Origin of the sequence: Streptomyces sp. NPDC002574 (assembly GCF_042889545.1) — a bacterium.
Taxonomy (GTDB): Bacteria; Actinomycetota; Actinomycetes; order Streptomycetales; family Streptomycetaceae; genus Actinacidiphila.
Genome location: NZ_JBIARB010000004.1, coordinates 361,437 through 377,696, shown reverse-complemented (window position 1 = coordinate 377,696; position 16,260 = coordinate 361,437). Strand labels below are relative to the sequence as shown.

The following is a 16,260-nucleotide window of genomic DNA, read 5'->3' as shown; positions in this document are numbered from 1 at the left end:
GCAGACCGTTGCAAGCTATTGGCCGGATATGCCGCCGGAGCACCACCGACGGCGGCACCATATGCACAGGGTGTGGTCGCCAATGCGCCGTCGCGATCACTGCCGGGCGCACAGCGCAGACCAGCGCACACGCACGCGGGGAGCACCATGAGCCAGGTTCCGTTCGACTCCCGGTCGTTGTCGGCACAGTCGGCCCAGGAGACGCGCCGGTCGGCGCGGATGCTGGGCGGGATGCGGGAGGCCGCCCTGGGCGGTGGCGGGAAGGCCGCCGCCACGGTCCCCCGGCAGATCATCCAGGACTCCTGGCGGCGTGCCCTGGACCTCGGCGTCGACCCCGACAACGGCAGCCACAACGCGATGCTGACGGCGGACGAGATCGAGCAGCGCCGGCGCCTCACCCCGCTGGTCGCGGTGATGCCCGCGCTGCGCGACGGGCTGGTCTCGGTGGCCGACGAGGCCCGGCACATCATGGTCGTCACCGATCCCGAGGGCCGGGTGCTGTGGCGCGACGGCAGCGTCGCCGTCCGCAAGAGCGCGGACCGGCTGGGCTTCGCCGAGGGCGCCTCGTGGGCCGAGGACACGGTGGGCACCAACGCGATCGGCACCGCCCTGGTGGCCGGGCGCCCGGTGCAGGTGCACCAGGCCGAGCACTTCGTGCGGGAGCTGCACCAGTGGACCTGCGCGGCGGCGCCGCTGCACGACCCGCGTGACGGACGGCTGCTCGGCGCGGTCGACGTCAGCGGACCGGCGGCCACCGTGCACCCGGCGATGCTGTCGCTGGTCACGGCGGTGACCAAGGTCGCCGAGGGCGAACTGCGCTCCCGGCACTGGGCGGCGGTCGACCGGCTGCGCTCGGTCGCGGCCCCGCTGCTGGCCCGGATGTCCGGCCGGGCCGCGGTCGTGGACCCCAACGGCTGGACCGCTGCCGTCACCGGCATGCCGGCGGTCGAGCGGGTCACCCTGCCCGCCGCGCCGGGCGCCGGGCCCACCTGGGTGCCCTCGCTCGGCCTGTGCACGCTGGAACCGCTGCCCGGCGGCTGGCTGGTGCGGGTCCGCGACGAGGCGGAGGACCGGACCCCGGCGGGCCGGGTGGTGCTGGACGTGAGCCGCCCGCGCACCTGGAGCATCACGGTCTCCGGCGGCGCGGGCGGCTGGTCGCAGGAGCTCAGCCCGCGCCATGCCGAGCTGCTGTTCGTCCTCGCCCTGCACCGGGCCGGGCGCAGTGCCGCCGAACTGGCGGGCGACCTGTTCGGCGACCCCACCCGCACGGTCACCGTCCGCGCCGAGATGTCCCGGCTGCGCCGTACGCTCTCCGGCGTCCTCGACCACCGGCCGTACCGTTTCGCCGACGGTGTCGAGGTCGAACTCCTGCGCCCGGCGCACCCCGCCGACCTGCTGCCGCACTCGGCGGCCCCGGCGGTCCGCGGGGCGCGTTCCGCGTGACCGCGGGGCGACCGACCCACCCCGCGACGCCCCGGCCCCCCGTACACGCACGACCCGCACCCCCGGGCGGCCCCAGCGGTCCGCAGAGCCTGTGCCGCCCGACCGCCCGACCGCCCGACCGCCCGACCGCCCGACCGCCCGACCGCCCGGACAAGCGTCCCACCCCGCCCCGGCGCACCCACGCCCCGCCGAGGGGTGCCCCGGCATCCCGGGCGCCGGCTGCGCCTGCCGCCTCCTCAGGCGCGCTCGGGGAGGTACCGCTCCGCCCGCGGTCACGCGGACCGCGGGGCACCCCGCCCCGGTGGCCGCCGGCGTGGTTGGCTGGGGCCCATGAGCAACACCGTCACCGTGACCACCTGGTCGCTGGAACAGACCTCACCGGCCGATCTGCGGCCGTCGGCGCCGGCCATGGAGCCCGATCCCGCGACCGCCGGAATCAGGATCGTCCGGGCGGAGGTGCCGTCCCCGGAGTTCAGCCGCTTCCTCTACACCTCGGTCGGCGCGGACTGCGCGTGGACCGACCGGCTGCCCTGGACGTACGCGCAGTGGCGCGCCTGTCTGGACCGCCCCGGCGTGGAGACCTGGGTCGCCTGGGACCAGGGCACGCCCGCCGGCTACATCGAGCTGGACGCGCAGGACGAGGCCCAGGTCGAGATCGCGTACTTCGGGCTGCTGCCCGCCTTCCGGGGACGCCGGATCGGTGCGCAGTTGCTGTCGTTCGGCATCGCACGGGCCTGGGACCTGGCCGAACGGTGGCCGGACCGGACGCCGACCAAGCGGGTGTGGGTGCACACCTGCAGCCTGGACGGCCCGCACGCGCTGGCCAACTACGAGAAGCGCGGCTTCCGCATCTTCCGTACCGAGACGGGGGAAGAGGAGAAGAGGCCGATCGACGGTCCCTGGCCCGGGGCCTGACGGCGGCCGCACCGCGCGGGCCGGGCGGCCGGCGGAGCGAGAACGCCGTGGAAGGGGAGGGCATGGACGTCGTCGGGGTCGGGGCGCTCAATCTGGACCTGATCACGGGGGCGTCGGCCGTGGGCGGCAGCCCGGTGCTGGCCCGGCTCGACGCGCACATGGGGCTGCGTCCGCCGCTCGAGAGCGGTTCCGAGCGGCTGGTGGAGGAACCCGCCGTCCGCGCCGCCCTGGAGTGCCTGCGCACCGAAGGGGTGCCGCTCACGCCCGAGCTCGGCGGCTCGGCCTTCAACGCGCTGCACGCCCTCGCACGGCTCGGCCGTGGGCTGCGGCTGGGGTACGTGAGCGTCGCCGGCCGCAGCCCGCTGGACGCGGTCGATCCGCTCGCCCTCCTCGACGGGCTCGGCATCGACCGCTCCCTGGTGCTGCCGGACCCCGAGCGGCTGTGCGGCATCTGCCTGTCGGTGTACGACGAGGGGGAGCGCACGCTGCTCACCCACACCGGCGCCAACACGGGCATCGCCGGGCATGTGCGGCGGCACTTCGACGAGATCGCGGGCACTCTGGCGCGGGCCCGTGTGGTGCACGTGACGTCCTTCCTGGACCCCGACGGAGGTGCGGCGCTGCGCGGGCTGCTGACGGCGGTCCGGGAGCGGTCGCCGCGCACGATCGTCACCTTCGACCCGGGCCACGCGTGGTCCACCGCGCCGAGCGACGACGTACTGGCAATGGCCGCGGCGAGCGACTACCTGCTGCTCAACGGGCGCGAGTTCACCGATCTGGTACCGCTGCTGCCCGGACTGCGCGGCACGGCGGTGGTGAAGTACCCGGACCGGGTGGAAGTGCGCCGGCCGGGTTCGGTGGAGCGCTACGCCCACCGTCCGCTCCCGGACGGCGAGATCGAGGACGCGACGGGGGCCGGGGACGTCTTCGCGGCCGGGGTGCTCGCGGCCCTCGCCGCCGACCGGGCGCTGCTGGGCGCGGGGGTGCGGCTCGGCACCGCGCTGGCGGCCCACAAGCTGCGGCACGTCGGGACCCGAGGACACGACGGGTTCCGGGCGATCACGGGTGATTTCCTGCGGCATCCGAGCAGGGTGCGGTGATCTGTCCGGTCCGTCCCGCCCCGGACACCGCATCCGTATCAGGATGTGGGATGATCGGGTCCACATAGCGGATAACGGTGGACTGGCCCGAGACCCGCGTGACACGCTTTCGACATGTCTCGCACTGGAATCGCCTTGGTAGGTCGACTGCACGTCGACCTCGGACGTATGTCCAGCGCCATCTGTCGGGCGTACTGAGCCCGCACGCCGTCACGCCCCGGACTGACCCCGCCGTCCCCGACGTCGCGGACGCGCACCGACCCCCGCAACCCGGAACGCCGCAATGCGCGATGTGTTTCCGCAGGCCGCAGGGGTCCTTCGCCGTACGATCCCCTCCTGCCGAACCTCCTCAGCCTGCCGTAAGGACTGCATCGCCATGGCTTCCACCCCCGACCAGCAGGGCGCCGCCGCACGCCGCAAGGTGAGCCGTCACCGCGGCGAGGGCCAGTGGGCGGTCGGCCACATGACGCCGCTCAACGCCAACGAGCAGTTCAAGCGCGACGACGACGGTCTCAATGTGCGGACGCGCATTGAGACGATCTACCAGTACCGCGGTTTCGACTCGATCGACGGGGCCGACCTGCGCGGCCGTATGCGCTGGTGGGGGCTGTACACCCAGCGCAAGCCCGGAATCGACGGCGGCAAGACCGCGATCCTGGAGCCGGAGGAGCTGGACGACAAGTACTTCATGCTGCGGGTCCGGATCGACGGCGGCCGGCTCACCACCCAGCAGCTGCGCGTGATCGGCGAGGTCTCCCAGGAGTTCGCCCGCGGCACCGCCGACATCACCGACCGGCAGAACATCCAGCTGCACTGGATCCGCATCGAGGACGTGCCGGAGATCTGGCGCCGGCTGGAGGGCGTCGGGCTGTCCACCACCGAGGCGTGCGGCGACACCCCGCGCGTCATCCTCGGCTCGCCGGTGGCCGGCATCGCCGAGGACGAGATCGTCGACGGCACCTGGTCCGTGGACGAGGCCCACCGCCGGATCATCGGCAACAAGGAGTTCTCCAACCTCCCCCGCAAGTTCAAGTCGGCGATCTCCGGCTCCCCGCTGCTGGACGTGGCCCACGAGATCAACGACGTCGCCTTCGTCGGCGTCCGCCACCCCGAGCGCGGCCCCGGCTTCGACGTGTGGGTCGGCGGCGGTCTGTCCACCAACCCCAAGATCGGTGTCCGGCTGGGCGCGTGGGTGCCACTGGAGGAGGTCCCCGACGTCTTCGAGGGCGTCCTCTCGATCTTCCGCGACTACGGCTACCGGCGGCTGCGCACCCGGGCCCGGCTGAAGTTCCTGGTCGCCGACTGGGGCGCGGAGAAGTTCCGCCAGGTGCTGGAGGACGAGTACCTGCTGCGCAAGCTGGTCGACGGCCCCGCCCCCGACCAGCCAGTCCAGCAGTGGCGCGACCACGTCGGGGTGCACCGGCAGCAGGACGGCCGCTTCTACGTCGGCTTCGCGCCCCGCGTCGGCCGGGTGGACGGCACCACGCTCAGCAAGATCGCGGAACTGGCGGAGGCACACGGCTCGGGCCGGCTGCGGACCACCGTCGAGCAGAAGATGATCGTGCTCGACGTCGAGCAGGACCGCGTCGACTCCCTCGTCGCGGGTCTGGAGGCGCTCGATCTCCAGGTGAGGCCCTCCACCTTCCGGCGCGGCACGATGGCGTGCACCGGCATCGAGTTCTGCAAGCTGGCCATCGTCGAGACCAAGGCGCGCGGCGCCTCCCTCATCGACGAACTGGAGCGCAGGCTGCCGGAGTTCGAGGAACCGATCACCATCAACGTCAACGGCTGCCCCAACGCGTGCGCCCGCATCCAGGTCGCCGACATCGGCCTGAAGGGCCAGCTGGTCCTCGACGACGACGGCAACCAGGTCGAAGGCTTCCAGGTGCACCTGGGCGGCGCGCTGGGCCTGGAGGCCGGTTTCGGCCGCAAGGTCCGCGGCCTGAAGGTGACCTCGGACGAGCTGCCCGACTACGTGGAGCGGGTCCTGAGGCGCTTCCAGGCCGGGCGCACGGACGGCGAGCGGTTCGCCCAGTGGGTCACGCGCGCGTCGGAGGAGGAGCTGTCGTGAGCGAGCGTGCCGCACCGTTCTACTGCCCGTACTGCGGCGACGAGGACCTGCACCCGGCGGAGCAGGGCCACGGCGCCTGGGAGTGCCGCGCCTGCAACCGCGCCTTCCAGCTCAAGTTCCTGGGTCTGCTGGCCCGCGGCCTGCAGACCGGACCCCCCGAAGGAGGCAGTTCGTGACCACCGCGCAGCAGCACTCCGCGGACGAGTTCCAGCTCCTGGCCGAGCGTGCGGGGCGCGACCTGGAGGACGCCCCGGCCGCGGACATCCTGCGCTGGGCCGTCGACTCCTTCGGGCCGCGCTTCTGCGTGACCTCCTCCATGGAGGACGCCGTCGTGGCCCACCTGGCCTCCCGCGTGGCGCCCGGTGTCGACGTGGTCTTCCTGGACACCGGCTACCACTTCCCGGAGACCATCGGCACCCGCGACGCCGTCGCCGCCGTGATGGACGTCAACGTCATCACCCTGACACCGCGCCGGACCGTCGCCGAGCAGGACGCCGAGTACGGGCCGCGGCTGCACGACCGCGACCCCGACCTGTGCTGCGCGCTGCGGAAGGTCAACCCGCTGGAGGAGGGCCTGACGGCGTACGACGCCTGGGCGACCGGACTGCGCCGCGACGAGTCCCCGACCCGGGCCAACACCCCCGTCGTCGGCTGGGATGCCCGCCGCGCGAAGGTCAAGGTCTCCCCCATCGCGCGCTGGACGCAGGCCGACGTGGACGCCTATGTCAGCGAGCAGGGCGTGCTCACCAATCCGCTGCTCATGGACGGCTACGCCTCGGTCGGCTGCGCCCCCTGCACCCGGCGGGTGCTGGAGGGCGAGGACGCGCGGGCCGGCCGCTGGGCGGGCCGCGGCAAGACCGAGTGCGGGCTGCACGGCTGATGACGACGACGGAACGGACCTACCGGGAGGGGCGGATGGGCGTCACGGACGCAGGGGCCACGGTGTGGCTCACGGGCCTGCCGAGCGCGGGCAAGACCACGATCGCCCGCGCGTTGGCGGACCGGCTGCGCGGCGACGGGCACCGGGTGGAGGTGCTCGACGGCGACGAGATCCGCGAGTTCCTCTCCGCGGGGCTCGGCTTCAGCCGCGAGGACCGGCACACCAATGTGCAGCGCATCGGCTTCGTCGCCGAACTCCTGGCCTCGCACGGCGTCAAGGTCCTGGTCCCGGTCATCGCGCCGTACGCCGACAGCCGCGAGGCGGTCCGCAAGCGGCACGACGCCCGGGGCACCGCGTACCTGGAGGTGCACGTGGCCACGCCGCTGGACGTCTGCTCGGCGCGGGACGTGAAGGGCCTGTACGCCCGTCAGGCCGCGGGCGAGATATCGGGCCTGACCGGTGTCGACGACCCGTACGAGGCACCCGCGACCCCGGACCTGCGCATCGAGACCCAGCACCACACCGTGGACGACTCGGCGGCGCTCTTGACGGCGCTGCTGGTGGAGAGGGGGCTCTCGTGAGGTGGGGGTACCGCCCAGCGGTAGCTGGGGGAGTGCGCGCGGCCACGCGGCCGCAGTCGACCCACGACCCGCGCGTTCGCCGCGCGGGCGGAGAAGCTCACAAGGGGGACGCAGCGTGACGACCGTCGTCGCGATCGACGAGAGCACCGAGAACCCCTTCGCGCTGTCGCACCTGGACGCGCTGGAGTCGGAGGCGGTGCACATCTTCCGTGAGGTGGCGGGGGAGTTCGAGCGTCCGGTGATCCTCTTCTCGGGCGGCAAGGACTCCATCGTCATGCTGCATCTGGCGCTGAAGGCGTTCGCCCCCGCCTCGGTGCCCTTCTCGCTGCTGCACGTCGACACCGGGCACAACTTCCCCGAGGTGCTGGAGTACCGCGACCGCACGGTCGCCCGGCACGGGCTGCGGCTGCACGTCGCGTCCGTGCAGGACTACATCGACGACGGGCGGCTGCGCGAGCGCCCCGACGGCACCCGCAACCCGCTGCAGACCGTGCCGTTGACCGAGGCCATCCAGGAGCACCGCTTCGACGCGGTCTTCGGCGGCGGCCGCCGGGACGAGGAGAAGGCCCGCGCCAAGGAGCGCGTCTTCTCGCTGCGCGACGAGTTCTCGCAGTGGGACCCGCGCCGCCAGCGCCCCGAGCTGTGGCAGCTGTACAACGGCCGGCACGCCCCCGGCGAGCACGTGCGGGTCTTCCCGCTGTCCAACTGGACCGAGCTGGACGTCTGGCAGTACATCGCCCGCGAGGGCATCGAGCTGCCGCAGATCTACTACGCCCACGAGCGCGAGGTGTTCCGCCGCGCGGGCATGTGGCTGACCGCGGGCGACTGGGGCGGGCCCAAGGACGGCGAGACCGTCGAGACGCGGCTGATCCGCTATCGCACGGTGGGCGACATGTCCTGCACCGGCGCGGTGGACTCCGACGCCGCCACCATCGACGCGGTGATCACCGAGATCGCCGCCTCCCGGCTCACCGAGCGCGGGGCCACCCGGGCCGACGACAAGCTCTCCGAGGCCGCGATGGAAGACCGCAAGCGCGAGGGGTACTTCTAACCATGACCGCCGGCATCACCGCCGCCGAGCACCTCGCGGCCACCGCCCTGCTGCGTTTCGCCACCGCGGGCTCCGTGGACGACGGCAAGTCCACCCTCGTCGGGCGGCTGCTGCACGACTCCAAGTCGGTCCTCGCCGACCAGTTGGAGGCCGTGGAGCTCGCCTCCGCCCGCCGCGGCCAGGACGCGCCCGACCTGGCGCTGCTGACCGACGGTCTGCGGGCCGAGCGTGAGCAGGGCATCACGATCGACGTGGCGTACCGCTACTTCGCCACGCCCCGGCGCCGGTTCATCCTGGCCGACACCCCCGGGCACGTGCAGTACACCCGCAACATGGTCACCGGCGCCTCGACCGCCGAGCTGACCGTGATCCTGGTGGACGCGCGCAACGGCGTGGTCGAGCAGACCCGCCGGCACGCGGCGGTCGCGGCCCTGCTGCGCGTCCCGCACGTCGTGCTGGCGGTCAACAAGATGGACCTGGTGGACTGGTCGGAGCCGGTCTTCGCGGCCATCGCCGAGGAGTTCACCGGGTACGCCGCCTCGATCGGCGTGCCGGAGGTCACCGCCATCCCGATCTCGGCGCTGACCGGGGACAACGTGGTGACCGCCTCGGCCGCCATGGACTGGTACGGCGGCCCGACGGTGCTGGAGCACCTGGAGACCGTCGCGGTCGGCACCGACCCGTCCGCGCACCCGGCGCGCTTCCCGGTCCAGTACGTCATCCGCCCGCAGACCGCCGAGCACCCCGACTACCGCGGCTACGCCGGGCAGATCTCGTCCGGCGTGCTGCGCGTCGGCGACCATGTCACGGTGCTGCCGTCCGGCCTGACCAGCACGATCACCGGCATCGACGCGCTGGGCACGGCGGTCGGCGTGGCATGGGCGCCGCAGTCGGTGACGCTGCTGCTCGGCGACGACCTGGACATCTCCCGCGGCGACCTGATCGCGCCGAGCGCGGCCGTCCCTGCGACCACGCAGGACGTCGAGGCGACCGTGTGCCATTTGCACGAGCGTCCGCTGACCGTCGGCGCCCGCGTGCTGCTGAAGCACACCACGCGCACGGTGAAGGCGGTCGTCAAGCGGCTGCCCTACAAGATCGACCTGACGCACGGTCTGGAACACCGGGACGAGCCCGGCGAGTTGGGTGTCAACGACATCGGCACGGTGGTACTGCGCACCTCCGAGCCGCTGCCGCTGGACGCCTACGCGGACTCCCGGCTCACCGGCTCCTTCCTGCTGATCGACCCGGCGGACGGCACCACGCTGACCGCCGGCATGGCGGGCGAGGCCTTCGCGGCCCGCAGCGCCACGGCCGCGGGCACCGCGGCCGGTGACGAGGGGTGGGACTTCTGATGACAGGCCTGAGTGGCTTCGACGCCTTCTCCGGGTTCGCCAAGGAGGGCGGCCGCGTCGGCAGCGGCTGTCTGGGCAGCGGCACCGGCGGTGTGACGCGATGTGCGCGCTGACGTCCCCCGGGCACCGCACCACGGCCGCGCACGCGGCACGGCACCACCGAGAACCAGACAGCCACCACTCCGGCGCGCCCTAGAGAGCGCGACCCGGGGCCTTCGAGAGGACCACCTCCCGTGACTGCCGATCGCACCACCGCCCCGAGAACGGCCACCCGCCGCCGCATCGTCGCCGGCGCCGCCCTTGCGCCGCTGCTGGCCCTGGCCGCCTGCGGCTACGGCTCCGACAAGAAGGACGACACCACCAACGCGGCCGCGAGCAGCGGCGCCAGCAGCGGCACCAGCAAGAAGCTGTCCGCATCCGCGGTGAAGATCGGCTACTTCGCGAACCTCACGCACGCCACACCGCTGGTGGGCCTCAAGGAGGGCTTCTTCGCCCAGGAGCTCGGCTCCGGCACCACGATCAAGGAGTCGGTGTTCAACGCCGGCCCCGCCGAGATCGAGGCCCTCAACGCCGGTTCCATCGACATCGGCTGGATCGGCCCCTCCCCCGCCGTCAACGGCTGGACCAAGTCGGGCGGCAAGAGCCTGAAGATCATCTCCGGCTCGGCCTCCGGCGGCGTGAAGCTGGTCGTCAATCCCGAGAAGATCAAGAGCCTGAAGGACGTCAAGGGCAAGCGGATCGCCACCCCGCAGCTCGGCAACACCCAGGACGTGGCGCTGCTCAACTGGATATCCGAGCAGGGCTGGAAGGTCGACGCGACCAGCGGCAAGGGTGATGTCTCCGTCGTCCGCACGGACAACAAGATCACCCCGGACGCCTACAAGTCCGGTTCCATCGACGGCGCCTGGGTCCCCGAGCCCACCGCGTCCAAGCTGGTCGCCGAGGGCGCCAAGGTGCTGCTGGACGAGAGCAGCCTGTGGAAGGACGGCAAGTTCGTCATCACGAACGTGATCGTCTCCCAGAAGTTCCTCACCGAGCACCCGGACGTCGTGGAGGCCGTGCTGCGCGGCTCGGTGAAGACCAACGCGTGGATCACCGCGAACCCGGACAAGGCCGAGGCCGACGCCAACGCCCAGCTGGAGAAGCTGTCCGGCAAGCCGCTGCCCGACGACGTCATCGACCCGGCGTGGAAGAGCATCCAGGTCACCGACGACCCGCTGGCGTCGACGCTGCAGACCGAGGCCGACCACGCCGTCACCGCCGGCCTGCTGGAGAAGCCCGACCTGAAGGGCATCTACGACCTCACGATCCTCAACAAGATCCTCACCGCCGAAGGAAAGACCGAGTTCGGCAACGCCGGTCTCGGCAGCTGACCCGTCCGCACGCCCAGCCCCCAGGAGGTGACGTTCCATGGCCACCGCACTCAGCACCCAGCCCGCCGTGACGGACGAGGCGGCGTCCTACGCCGCCCGGCTCGCGCATGTCTCGAAGTCCTTCGGCCGCCCCGGCGCGCAGGCGCAGGTGCTGGACGACATCAGCATCGATGTCGCGCCCGGTGAGTTCGTCTGCCTCCTGGGGGCCTCGGGCTGCGGAAAGTCCACCCTGCTCAACCTGGTCGCCGGGCTCGACCTGCCGTCCGCCGGGGGCATCGACACCCCCGGCGGGCGCCCGGCCCTGATGTTCCAGGAGCACGCGCTGTTCCCGTGGCTGACCGCGGGCAAGAACATCGAACTCGCCCTGCGCATGCGCGGGGTGCCGCGCGCCGAACGGCGCCCGGAGGCCGAGCGGCTGCTGGAGCTGGTCCGCCTCAAGGGCGCCCACGGCAAGCGGGTGCACGAACTGTCCGGCGGCATGCGGCAGCGCGTCGCGCTCGCCCGCGCACTGGCGCAGGACAGCCAACTGCTGCTGATGGACGAGCCGTTCGCGGCACTCGACGCCATCACCCGGGACGTCCTGCACGAGGAGCTCACCCGCATCTGGACGGAGACCTCGCTGTCCGTGCTGTTCGTGACCCACAACGTGCGGGAGGCGGTGCGGCTCGCGCAGCGCGTCGTGCTGATGTCGTCGCGGCCCGGACGGATCGCCCGCGAGTGGCGGATCGACATCCCGCAGCCGCGGCGCATCGAGGACGCCGCCGTCGCCGAACTGTCCGTCGAGATCACTGAGCACCTGCGTGGGGAGATTCGCCGTCATGGCCAGCACTGAGACCAAGGCAGAAGGCGGTCCCGCCGGTCCCGCTCGGTCCGCGGCGGACCTGGCCGGCCTCGGGGCGGGACTCGACGCGCTCGAGACGCCCTCCGAGCCCCGGGTCCCGCTCGGCCGCCTGCTGCGCGAGAAGGCCCTGCCGCCCCTGCTGGCCGTGGTCCTCGTGCTCGTGGTCTGGCAGCTCGCCTACCACTTCGAGGTCAAGCCGCACTACCAGCTGCCCAGCCCGGCGGACGTCGGCCGCGCCCTGCGGGACAAGTGGCTGGACGGCACCCTGCTCGGCTACGTGTGGACGAGCCTGTCGCGCGGCGCCCTGGGCTTCCTCGCCTCCGTCGTCATCGGCACGCCGCTCGGCCTGCTCGTGGCGCGGGTCAGGCCCGTGCGCGCGGCGATCGGGCCGATCCTGTCCGGGCTCCAGTCACTGCCGTCGGTGGCCTGGGTGCCCGCGGCCATCATCTGGTTCGGGCTGACCGACGCCACCATCTACTGCGTGGTGCTGCTCGGCGCGGTGCCCTCGATCGCCAACGGCCTGGTCGCGGGCGTCGACCAGATCCCGCCGCTGTTCCTGCGGGCGGGGCGGACGATGGGCGCCGGCGGCCTGCACTCCGTACGGCACGTCCTGCTGCCCGCGGCCCTGCCCGGCTACCTCGCCGGCCTGAAGCAGGGCTGGGCCTTCTCCTGGCGCTCCCTGATGGCCGCCGAGCTCATCGCCACCTCGCCCGATCTCGGCATCGGCCTCGGCCAGTTGCTCGAACAGGGCCGGGAGCTGTCCGACATGCCCACCGTCCTGGCCGCGATCCTGCTCATCCTCATCGTGGGCATCGGCATCGAACTGCTCGTGTTCGCCCCGCTGGAACGGTCGGTGCTGCGCAGCCGCGGCCTGTTCGCGCGGGGGTGACGCGATGATCCCGTCCCCGGCAGCCCCCGTCCTGCTCGTCATCGCCCACGGCAGCCGCGACCCGCGGCACGCCGCGACCGTCCACGCGCTCACCGGACGGGTCCGCGCGGCCCGTCCGGGCCTGCGCGTCGAGACCGCCTTCCTCGACCACTGCGCGCCGGGCGTGCCGCGGGTCCTGGACCGCCTCGCCGCGGACGGCGTGCGCGACGTGGTGGCGCTGCCACTGCTGCTGACCCGCGCCTTCCACGCCAAGGCCGACATCCCGGCCGCGCTGCGCGAGGCGACCGCCCGGTACCCGCGGCTGCGGGTGCACCAAGCCGGGGTGCTCGGGCCCTCGCCACTGCTCGTCGACGCCCTGGAGCGGCGGCTCGCCGAGGCCGGGCTCGCCTCCGCCGACGCCGGCGGCCGTGGGGACCGCGGCAGGACCGGGATCGTGCTGGCCTCGGCGGGCTCCTCGGACCCGGAGGCGATCGCGGTGATCGCGCGCATCGCGCGGGAATGGCGGCGCACCGACTGGCACGCCGTGCGTCCCGCCTTCGCCGCGACGGTCTCCGGGTCCTTGCCCACCACCGCCGACGCGGTGCACGCGCTGCGCGCCGAGGGCGTGCGCCACATCGCGGTCGCCCCCTACGTCGTCGCTCCCGGCTTCCTCCCCGACCGCATCGCGCGCGGTGCACGGGAGGCGGGCGCGAACGTCCTGGCCGACGTCCTGGGCGACGCCCCGGAGATGGCGCGGCTCCTGCTGCGCCGCTTCGACGAGGCCCTGCTGCCCCGCCTGTCGCTGGCGCTGGCCTGAGGCACGGCGTCCCGCCCCGGTGGCTCGCCGCGCGGGTCCGCCGCGTGGAGTCCCGGCCCATGACGGCGCAGTTCGGCGAAGCGTTCCTCGACGAGGCCGAGCGGCACGCCGCGTGGGGTGCCGAACAACTCGGGATCCTGGGCGCCTTCCTGCCCGAAGGACCGTGGACGGCGGACCTGCCCTCCTGCGTCTGCCGGCAGGGGGACCGGGAGTCGCGGGTCGCCGTGCCGGGCACCTACGACGAGCACGAGCGGTCCTGGGTGTGCGGCTGGGCCGACCCGGGTCTGCGCGGCACCCCGGTGGTCGCCCTCGCCGAGGAGGCCGCCGTCACATCCGTAGCCCGCGAAGGAAGCCGCCTCGGCGGCGTCGACCAGTTGCCGGACGTCCCGCCTCGTCCGGGGCCGCCGGTAGACGTACTCGGTGAAGTGCTCGCCCTCGGAGAGCACGAGCCCCGGGGCGTGTATGCGGCCGGTTGCGCAGTTGTCGGTGCCGGCACCGTAGAACGGTCCCGGCACGTTCAGCCACAGCCGGTCCGCCCACTGTCCGCGGAACACGTCGCGTGCGTCACCCAGCAGCGGCACCGGGTCGAGGTCGGCACCCACGTCGGAAGGCCAACGGGCTCCGCGGCGGACCCGCCGCAACGGCCTAGTAGAAGTGCCGGAGCGACGGCCAGAGGGTCGACCAGGGGGCGGCGGGGCCCGTGCAGAGGACGATGGCCGCCTGTTGTTCCTCGTTGTCGAGGCCGTGGCCGTTGTCGACGGTGCCGACCTGGCGGCAGCCGGTGAAGTGGGCCTCGATGCCGTCGGCCTCCCGCTGGCGGACCAGCAGGACGGGACCGTCGGCGGAGTCGGGGGGTGGGCCCCAGTCGTAGAAGCTCATGTGGCCGGAGTAGGGCGCGGGCAGACCGCGGGAGGGGCCGTAGTGGGCGAGGGCGCCGGCCTCGCCGTAGTTCTGGGCGAGGAGGACCGCGCGTCCGCGGTCGGCCTCCGGTATGCGGGCCCACGCCTCGGCGGTGGCGTCGGCCAGGCGGGGCCAGCCGATCTGCTCGCCCTGCTCGGCGTTGACGGCGTTCACGACGGAGACCGCGCCCGGCGGCAGCACGGGCAGCGACAGCAGGGCGGTCAGTACGACCGTCAGCGCGACCGGGACGATCGTGTCGCGGGGTCTGGCGGCGTAGCGCTCGCAACCCGCGGCGAGCAGGACGACGAGCAGCGGGAGCGCGTAGTACGGCTTGCCGCCGCTCGCGAGCACCAGGACGCACAGGATCAGGTAGGCCGGGGCGAAGGCGCGGGCCCAGCGCAGTTCCGGGTCGCGCCACAGCCGCAGGCCGCCGGCGATCCAGACCGGGACGAACACCGGCGACAGGTAGAGGAGTTGCTCCGGCACGAACAGCAGGCGGTTCTCGACGCCGTCGTCAGCGCTGATGCCGCCCGCGACGGTGAACTGCGGCCAGCCGTGCCGGGCCTGCCACCACAGGTTGGGCAGGACCAGCGCGAGCGCGAGCGCGGCGCCCGCGACCGGCCACCAGCCGCGCAGCACCCGGCGCTGCCCCGTGAGCAGGAGTCCGCCGAGAAGGGCGAGGACCAGCAGCGCCACCAGGTACTTGTTCTCCAGGCCGACGCCGACAGCGGCGCCGACGCCCAGCCACCAGCGGCCGTCCCCGGTGCGCAGCAGCCGCAGGACGAACCAGCAGACGGCGAGCCAGGCGAGCACGTCAAGGGTGGCCGTGGAGACCATGTGGCCGACGGCGAGGACGAATCCGGACACGGCCGTGAAGACCGCGGCGAGCACCTGCGCCCGGCGGCTCCCGCCCAGTTCGCGGCAGACGGCGGCGGCCAGGGCGACGATCGCCGCGCACGCCACGGTCGCCACCACGCGCAGGCCGGCCGGGCTGTCGCCGAAGACGGCGGTGGACAGCCGCGCGGCGAGCGGGGTCAGCGGCGGCTGGTCCACGTACCCCCAGGCGGGGTGGTCGCCGGCGACCAGGAAGTACAACTCGTCACGGTGGAAGCCGTACCGTCCCGACAGCGCGGTCAGGACCGCCGCCAGCGCCAGGGCCACCACCGCGACCGGTCGCGTGGCGAAGGCCACCACCGCGGGCCGCTCGATCGTCAATGTCATTCCCCACCCCCGGGACGACGGTACCGGCGTGCCGCGCCGGGATCCATGGGCCGGGGTCAGCCGACGTCGAACCGGCTGAAGCGTGAACCGCCCTTTGCCGAGAGGCGATTGAGGACCCCGGTCAGCACCCGGCGCCCCGGGGTGAGGCGGGCGCGGGCCTCGGGCGGCAGCTCCCACAGGGCCCGCGAGTCACGCAACCGCAGTCCCCAGTCGGCGAGTTCGCGCGGGTCGTCGCAGCTCCAGGCCACGTTGACGGCGCGCTCGCGGCCGGCGACGGCGGCGGAGACGGTGTCCATGAGCAGGGTGGACCCGGGGAAATGCCCAGCGATCAGGCCGATCGCCGTCCGGACCTCCGCCTCGGTGAGGTAGACGAGCACGGCTTCGGAGACGAAGAGGTACGGGCCCGGGGCGGCCTCCACGGCGGCGGTCCAGCCGGGCTCGGTGACGGAGCCTGCCACCATGCGCCGCCGCCCACTCTCCTCCAGCAGGTGGCGGCGGAGCGCGATGACGTCGGGCAGGTCGATGTCGACCCAGGTCGCGGTGGAGTTGTCCAGCCGCTCGTACCGGGTGCCGAGGCCGGCGCCGAGTTCGACGACCGTCCCCGCGGGATGGGCGTCGAGGAACTCGCGCACCCAGGCGTCGAGGATGACGCCGCGCAGCACCGCCCCGAGGAGCTTCGGGCCGCCCCCGATACGGGAGAAGTCGTAGTCCAGGGCCTCCACCAGCTCCACGGCCTTGGGGTCGCGGGTCAGCGGCCGCCTCCTGGCCGTCTCGACCGCGCGGGCGTGCAGCGGGATGAGCAGGGTCTCCTGGACACGGCCGAGTTCCACGCGCTGACGTCCCATGC

Annotated in this window: 16 protein-coding genes and 1 pseudogene; 15 read left to right on the top strand and 2 right to left on the bottom strand. The window is 73.2% G+C overall.

Going from position 1 to position 16,260, the window contains the following annotated elements; translation table 11 throughout:
- The first annotated feature begins 147 nt into the window (after positions 1-147).
- From ACFYXS_RS11470 to ACFYXS_RS11400, 15 genes and pseudogenes are all read left to right on the top strand, one after another.
- Entirely contained in the window at positions 148-1,443 is a 1,296-nt protein-coding gene (locus ACFYXS_RS11470) for a GAF domain-containing protein (protein WP_389246438.1), read from the top strand.
- A gap of 330 nt (positions 1,444-1,773) precedes the next feature.
- Positions 1,774-2,358 carry a GNAT family N-acetyltransferase gene (locus ACFYXS_RS11465; protein WP_389246436.1) on the top strand — a complete coding sequence of 195 codons (585 nt, stop codon included), beginning with the start codon at positions 1,774-1,776 and terminating at the stop codon, positions 2,356-2,358.
- 62 nt (positions 2,359-2,420) lie between these two features.
- The gene (locus tag ACFYXS_RS11460) at positions 2,421-3,458 is read left to right on the top strand and encodes a carbohydrate kinase family protein (protein WP_389246433.1); all 1,038 of its coding nucleotides are present in this window, start codon (positions 2,421-2,423) and stop codon (positions 3,456-3,458) included.
- 114 nt (positions 3,459-3,572) lie between these two features.
- Entirely contained in the window at positions 3,573-3,656 is an 84-nt protein-coding gene (locus ACFYXS_RS11455; protein ID WP_384281964.1) for a putative leader peptide, read from the top strand.
- Between the two features lie 178 nt (positions 3,657-3,834).
- Positions 3,835-5,529, top strand: coding sequence for a nitrite/sulfite reductase (locus ACFYXS_RS11450; RefSeq protein ID WP_389246431.1), 1,695 nt, complete (start codon positions 3,835-3,837; stop codon positions 5,527-5,529).
- Positions 5,526-5,705 carry a hypothetical protein gene (locus ACFYXS_RS11445; protein ID WP_389246429.1) on the top strand — a complete coding sequence of 60 codons (180 nt, stop codon included), beginning with the start codon at positions 5,526-5,528 and terminating at the stop codon, positions 5,703-5,705. The genes ACFYXS_RS11450 and ACFYXS_RS11445 overlap by 4 nt, the downstream gene beginning before the upstream one ends.
- Positions 5,702-6,409, top strand: coding sequence for a phosphoadenylyl-sulfate reductase (locus ACFYXS_RS11440; protein WP_389246427.1), 708 nt, complete (start codon positions 5,702-5,704; stop codon positions 6,407-6,409). The genes ACFYXS_RS11445 and ACFYXS_RS11440 overlap by 4 nt, the downstream gene beginning before the upstream one ends.
- A gap of 35 nt (positions 6,410-6,444) precedes the next feature.
- On the top strand, positions 6,445-6,990 hold the full coding sequence (gene cysC / locus ACFYXS_RS11435) for an adenylyl-sulfate kinase (RefSeq protein WP_389246890.1): 546 nt from the start codon (positions 6,445-6,447) through the stop codon (positions 6,988-6,990).
- Between the two features lie 115 nt (positions 6,991-7,105).
- Entirely contained in the window at positions 7,106-8,041 is a 936-nt protein-coding gene (gene cysD / locus ACFYXS_RS11430) for a sulfate adenylyltransferase subunit CysD (protein WP_389246425.1), read from the top strand.
- A 2-nt stretch (positions 8,042-8,043) separates the two neighbouring features.
- The gene (locus ACFYXS_RS11425; protein WP_389246423.1) at positions 8,044-9,393 is read left to right on the top strand and encodes a sulfate adenylyltransferase subunit 1; all 1,350 of its coding nucleotides are present in this window, start codon (positions 8,044-8,046) and stop codon (positions 9,391-9,393) included.
- Between the two features lie 233 nt (positions 9,394-9,626).
- Entirely contained in the window at positions 9,627-10,766 is a 1,140-nt protein-coding gene (locus ACFYXS_RS11420; protein ID WP_389246421.1) for an aliphatic sulfonate ABC transporter substrate-binding protein, read from the top strand.
- Positions 10,767-10,803: 37 nt separating this feature from the next.
- Positions 10,804-11,598, top strand: coding sequence for an ABC transporter ATP-binding protein (locus ACFYXS_RS11415; RefSeq protein ID WP_389246419.1), 795 nt, complete (start codon positions 10,804-10,806; stop codon positions 11,596-11,598).
- The gene (locus ACFYXS_RS11410; protein WP_389246417.1) at positions 11,585-12,496 is read left to right on the top strand and encodes an ABC transporter permease; all 912 of its coding nucleotides are present in this window, start codon (positions 11,585-11,587) and stop codon (positions 12,494-12,496) included. Before ACFYXS_RS11415 ends, ACFYXS_RS11410 begins: the two co-directional genes overlap by 14 nt.
- A gap of 4 nt (positions 12,497-12,500) precedes the next feature.
- Positions 12,501-13,292 carry a sirohydrochlorin chelatase gene (locus tag ACFYXS_RS11405; RefSeq protein ID WP_389246415.1) on the top strand — a complete coding sequence of 264 codons (792 nt, stop codon included), beginning with the start codon at positions 12,501-12,503 and terminating at the stop codon, positions 13,290-13,292.
- Positions 13,293-13,351: 59 nt separating this feature from the next.
- A pseudogene (locus ACFYXS_RS11400) lies at positions 13,352-13,600 on the top strand (DUF6882 domain-containing protein); the annotation flags it as partial.
- 337 nt (positions 13,601-13,937) lie between these two features.
- Here ACFYXS_RS11400 and ACFYXS_RS11395 read toward each other — a convergent pair.
- Together ACFYXS_RS11395 and ACFYXS_RS11390 are read right to left on the bottom strand one after the other, a co-directional pair.
- Positions 13,938-15,413 (bottom strand): glycosyltransferase family 39 protein, encoded by a 1,476-nt coding sequence (locus ACFYXS_RS11395; RefSeq protein ID WP_389246413.1) that lies wholly within the window; start codon positions 15,411-15,413, stop codon positions 13,938-13,940.
- 56 nt (positions 15,414-15,469) lie between these two features.
- On the bottom strand, positions 15,470-16,258 hold the full coding sequence (locus ACFYXS_RS11390) for a class I SAM-dependent methyltransferase (protein WP_389246411.1): 789 nt from the start codon (positions 16,256-16,258) through the stop codon (positions 15,470-15,472).
- Positions 16,259-16,260: the final 2 nt, after the last annotated feature.

Excerpts from the sequence above, each read along its gene's own strand:
- ACFYXS_RS11470 (WP_389246438.1), top strand. The coding sequence starts at position 148 with ATGAGCCAGGTTCCGTTCGACTCCCGGTCGTTGTCGGCACAGTCGGCC.
- ACFYXS_RS11465 (WP_389246436.1), top strand. The coding sequence starts at position 1,774 with ATGAGCAACACCGTCACCGTGACCACCTGGTCGCTGGAACAGACCTCA.
- ACFYXS_RS11460 (WP_389246433.1), top strand. The coding sequence starts at position 2,421 with ATGGACGTCGTCGGGGTCGGGGCGCTCAATCTGGACCTGATCACGGGG.
- ACFYXS_RS11455 (WP_384281964.1), top strand. The coding sequence starts at position 3,573 with ATGTCTCGCACTGGAATCGCCTTGGTAGGTCGACTGCACGTCGACCTC.
- ACFYXS_RS11450 (WP_389246431.1), top strand. The coding sequence starts at position 3,835 with ATGGCTTCCACCCCCGACCAGCAGGGCGCCGCCGCACGCCGCAAGGTG.
- cysC (WP_389246890.1), top strand. The coding sequence starts at position 6,445 with ATGGGCGTCACGGACGCAGGGGCCACGGTGTGGCTCACGGGCCTGCCG.
- ACFYXS_RS11425 (WP_389246423.1), top strand. The coding sequence starts at position 8,044 with ATGACCGCCGGCATCACCGCCGCCGAGCACCTCGCGGCCACCGCCCTG.
- ACFYXS_RS11415 (WP_389246419.1), top strand. The coding sequence starts at position 10,804 with ATGGCCACCGCACTCAGCACCCAGCCCGCCGTGACGGACGAGGCGGCG.
- ACFYXS_RS11410 (WP_389246417.1), top strand. The coding sequence starts at position 11,585 with ATGGCCAGCACTGAGACCAAGGCAGAAGGCGGTCCCGCCGGTCCCGCT.
- ACFYXS_RS11405 (WP_389246415.1), top strand. The coding sequence starts at position 12,501 with ATGATCCCGTCCCCGGCAGCCCCCGTCCTGCTCGTCATCGCCCACGGC.
- ACFYXS_RS11395 (WP_389246413.1), bottom strand. The coding sequence starts at position 15,413 with ATGACATTGACGATCGAGCGGCCCGCGGTGGTGGCCTTCGCCACGCGA.
- ACFYXS_RS11390 (WP_389246411.1), bottom strand. The coding sequence starts at position 16,258 with ATGGGACGTCAGCGCGTGGAACTCGGCCGTGTCCAGGAGACCCTGCTC.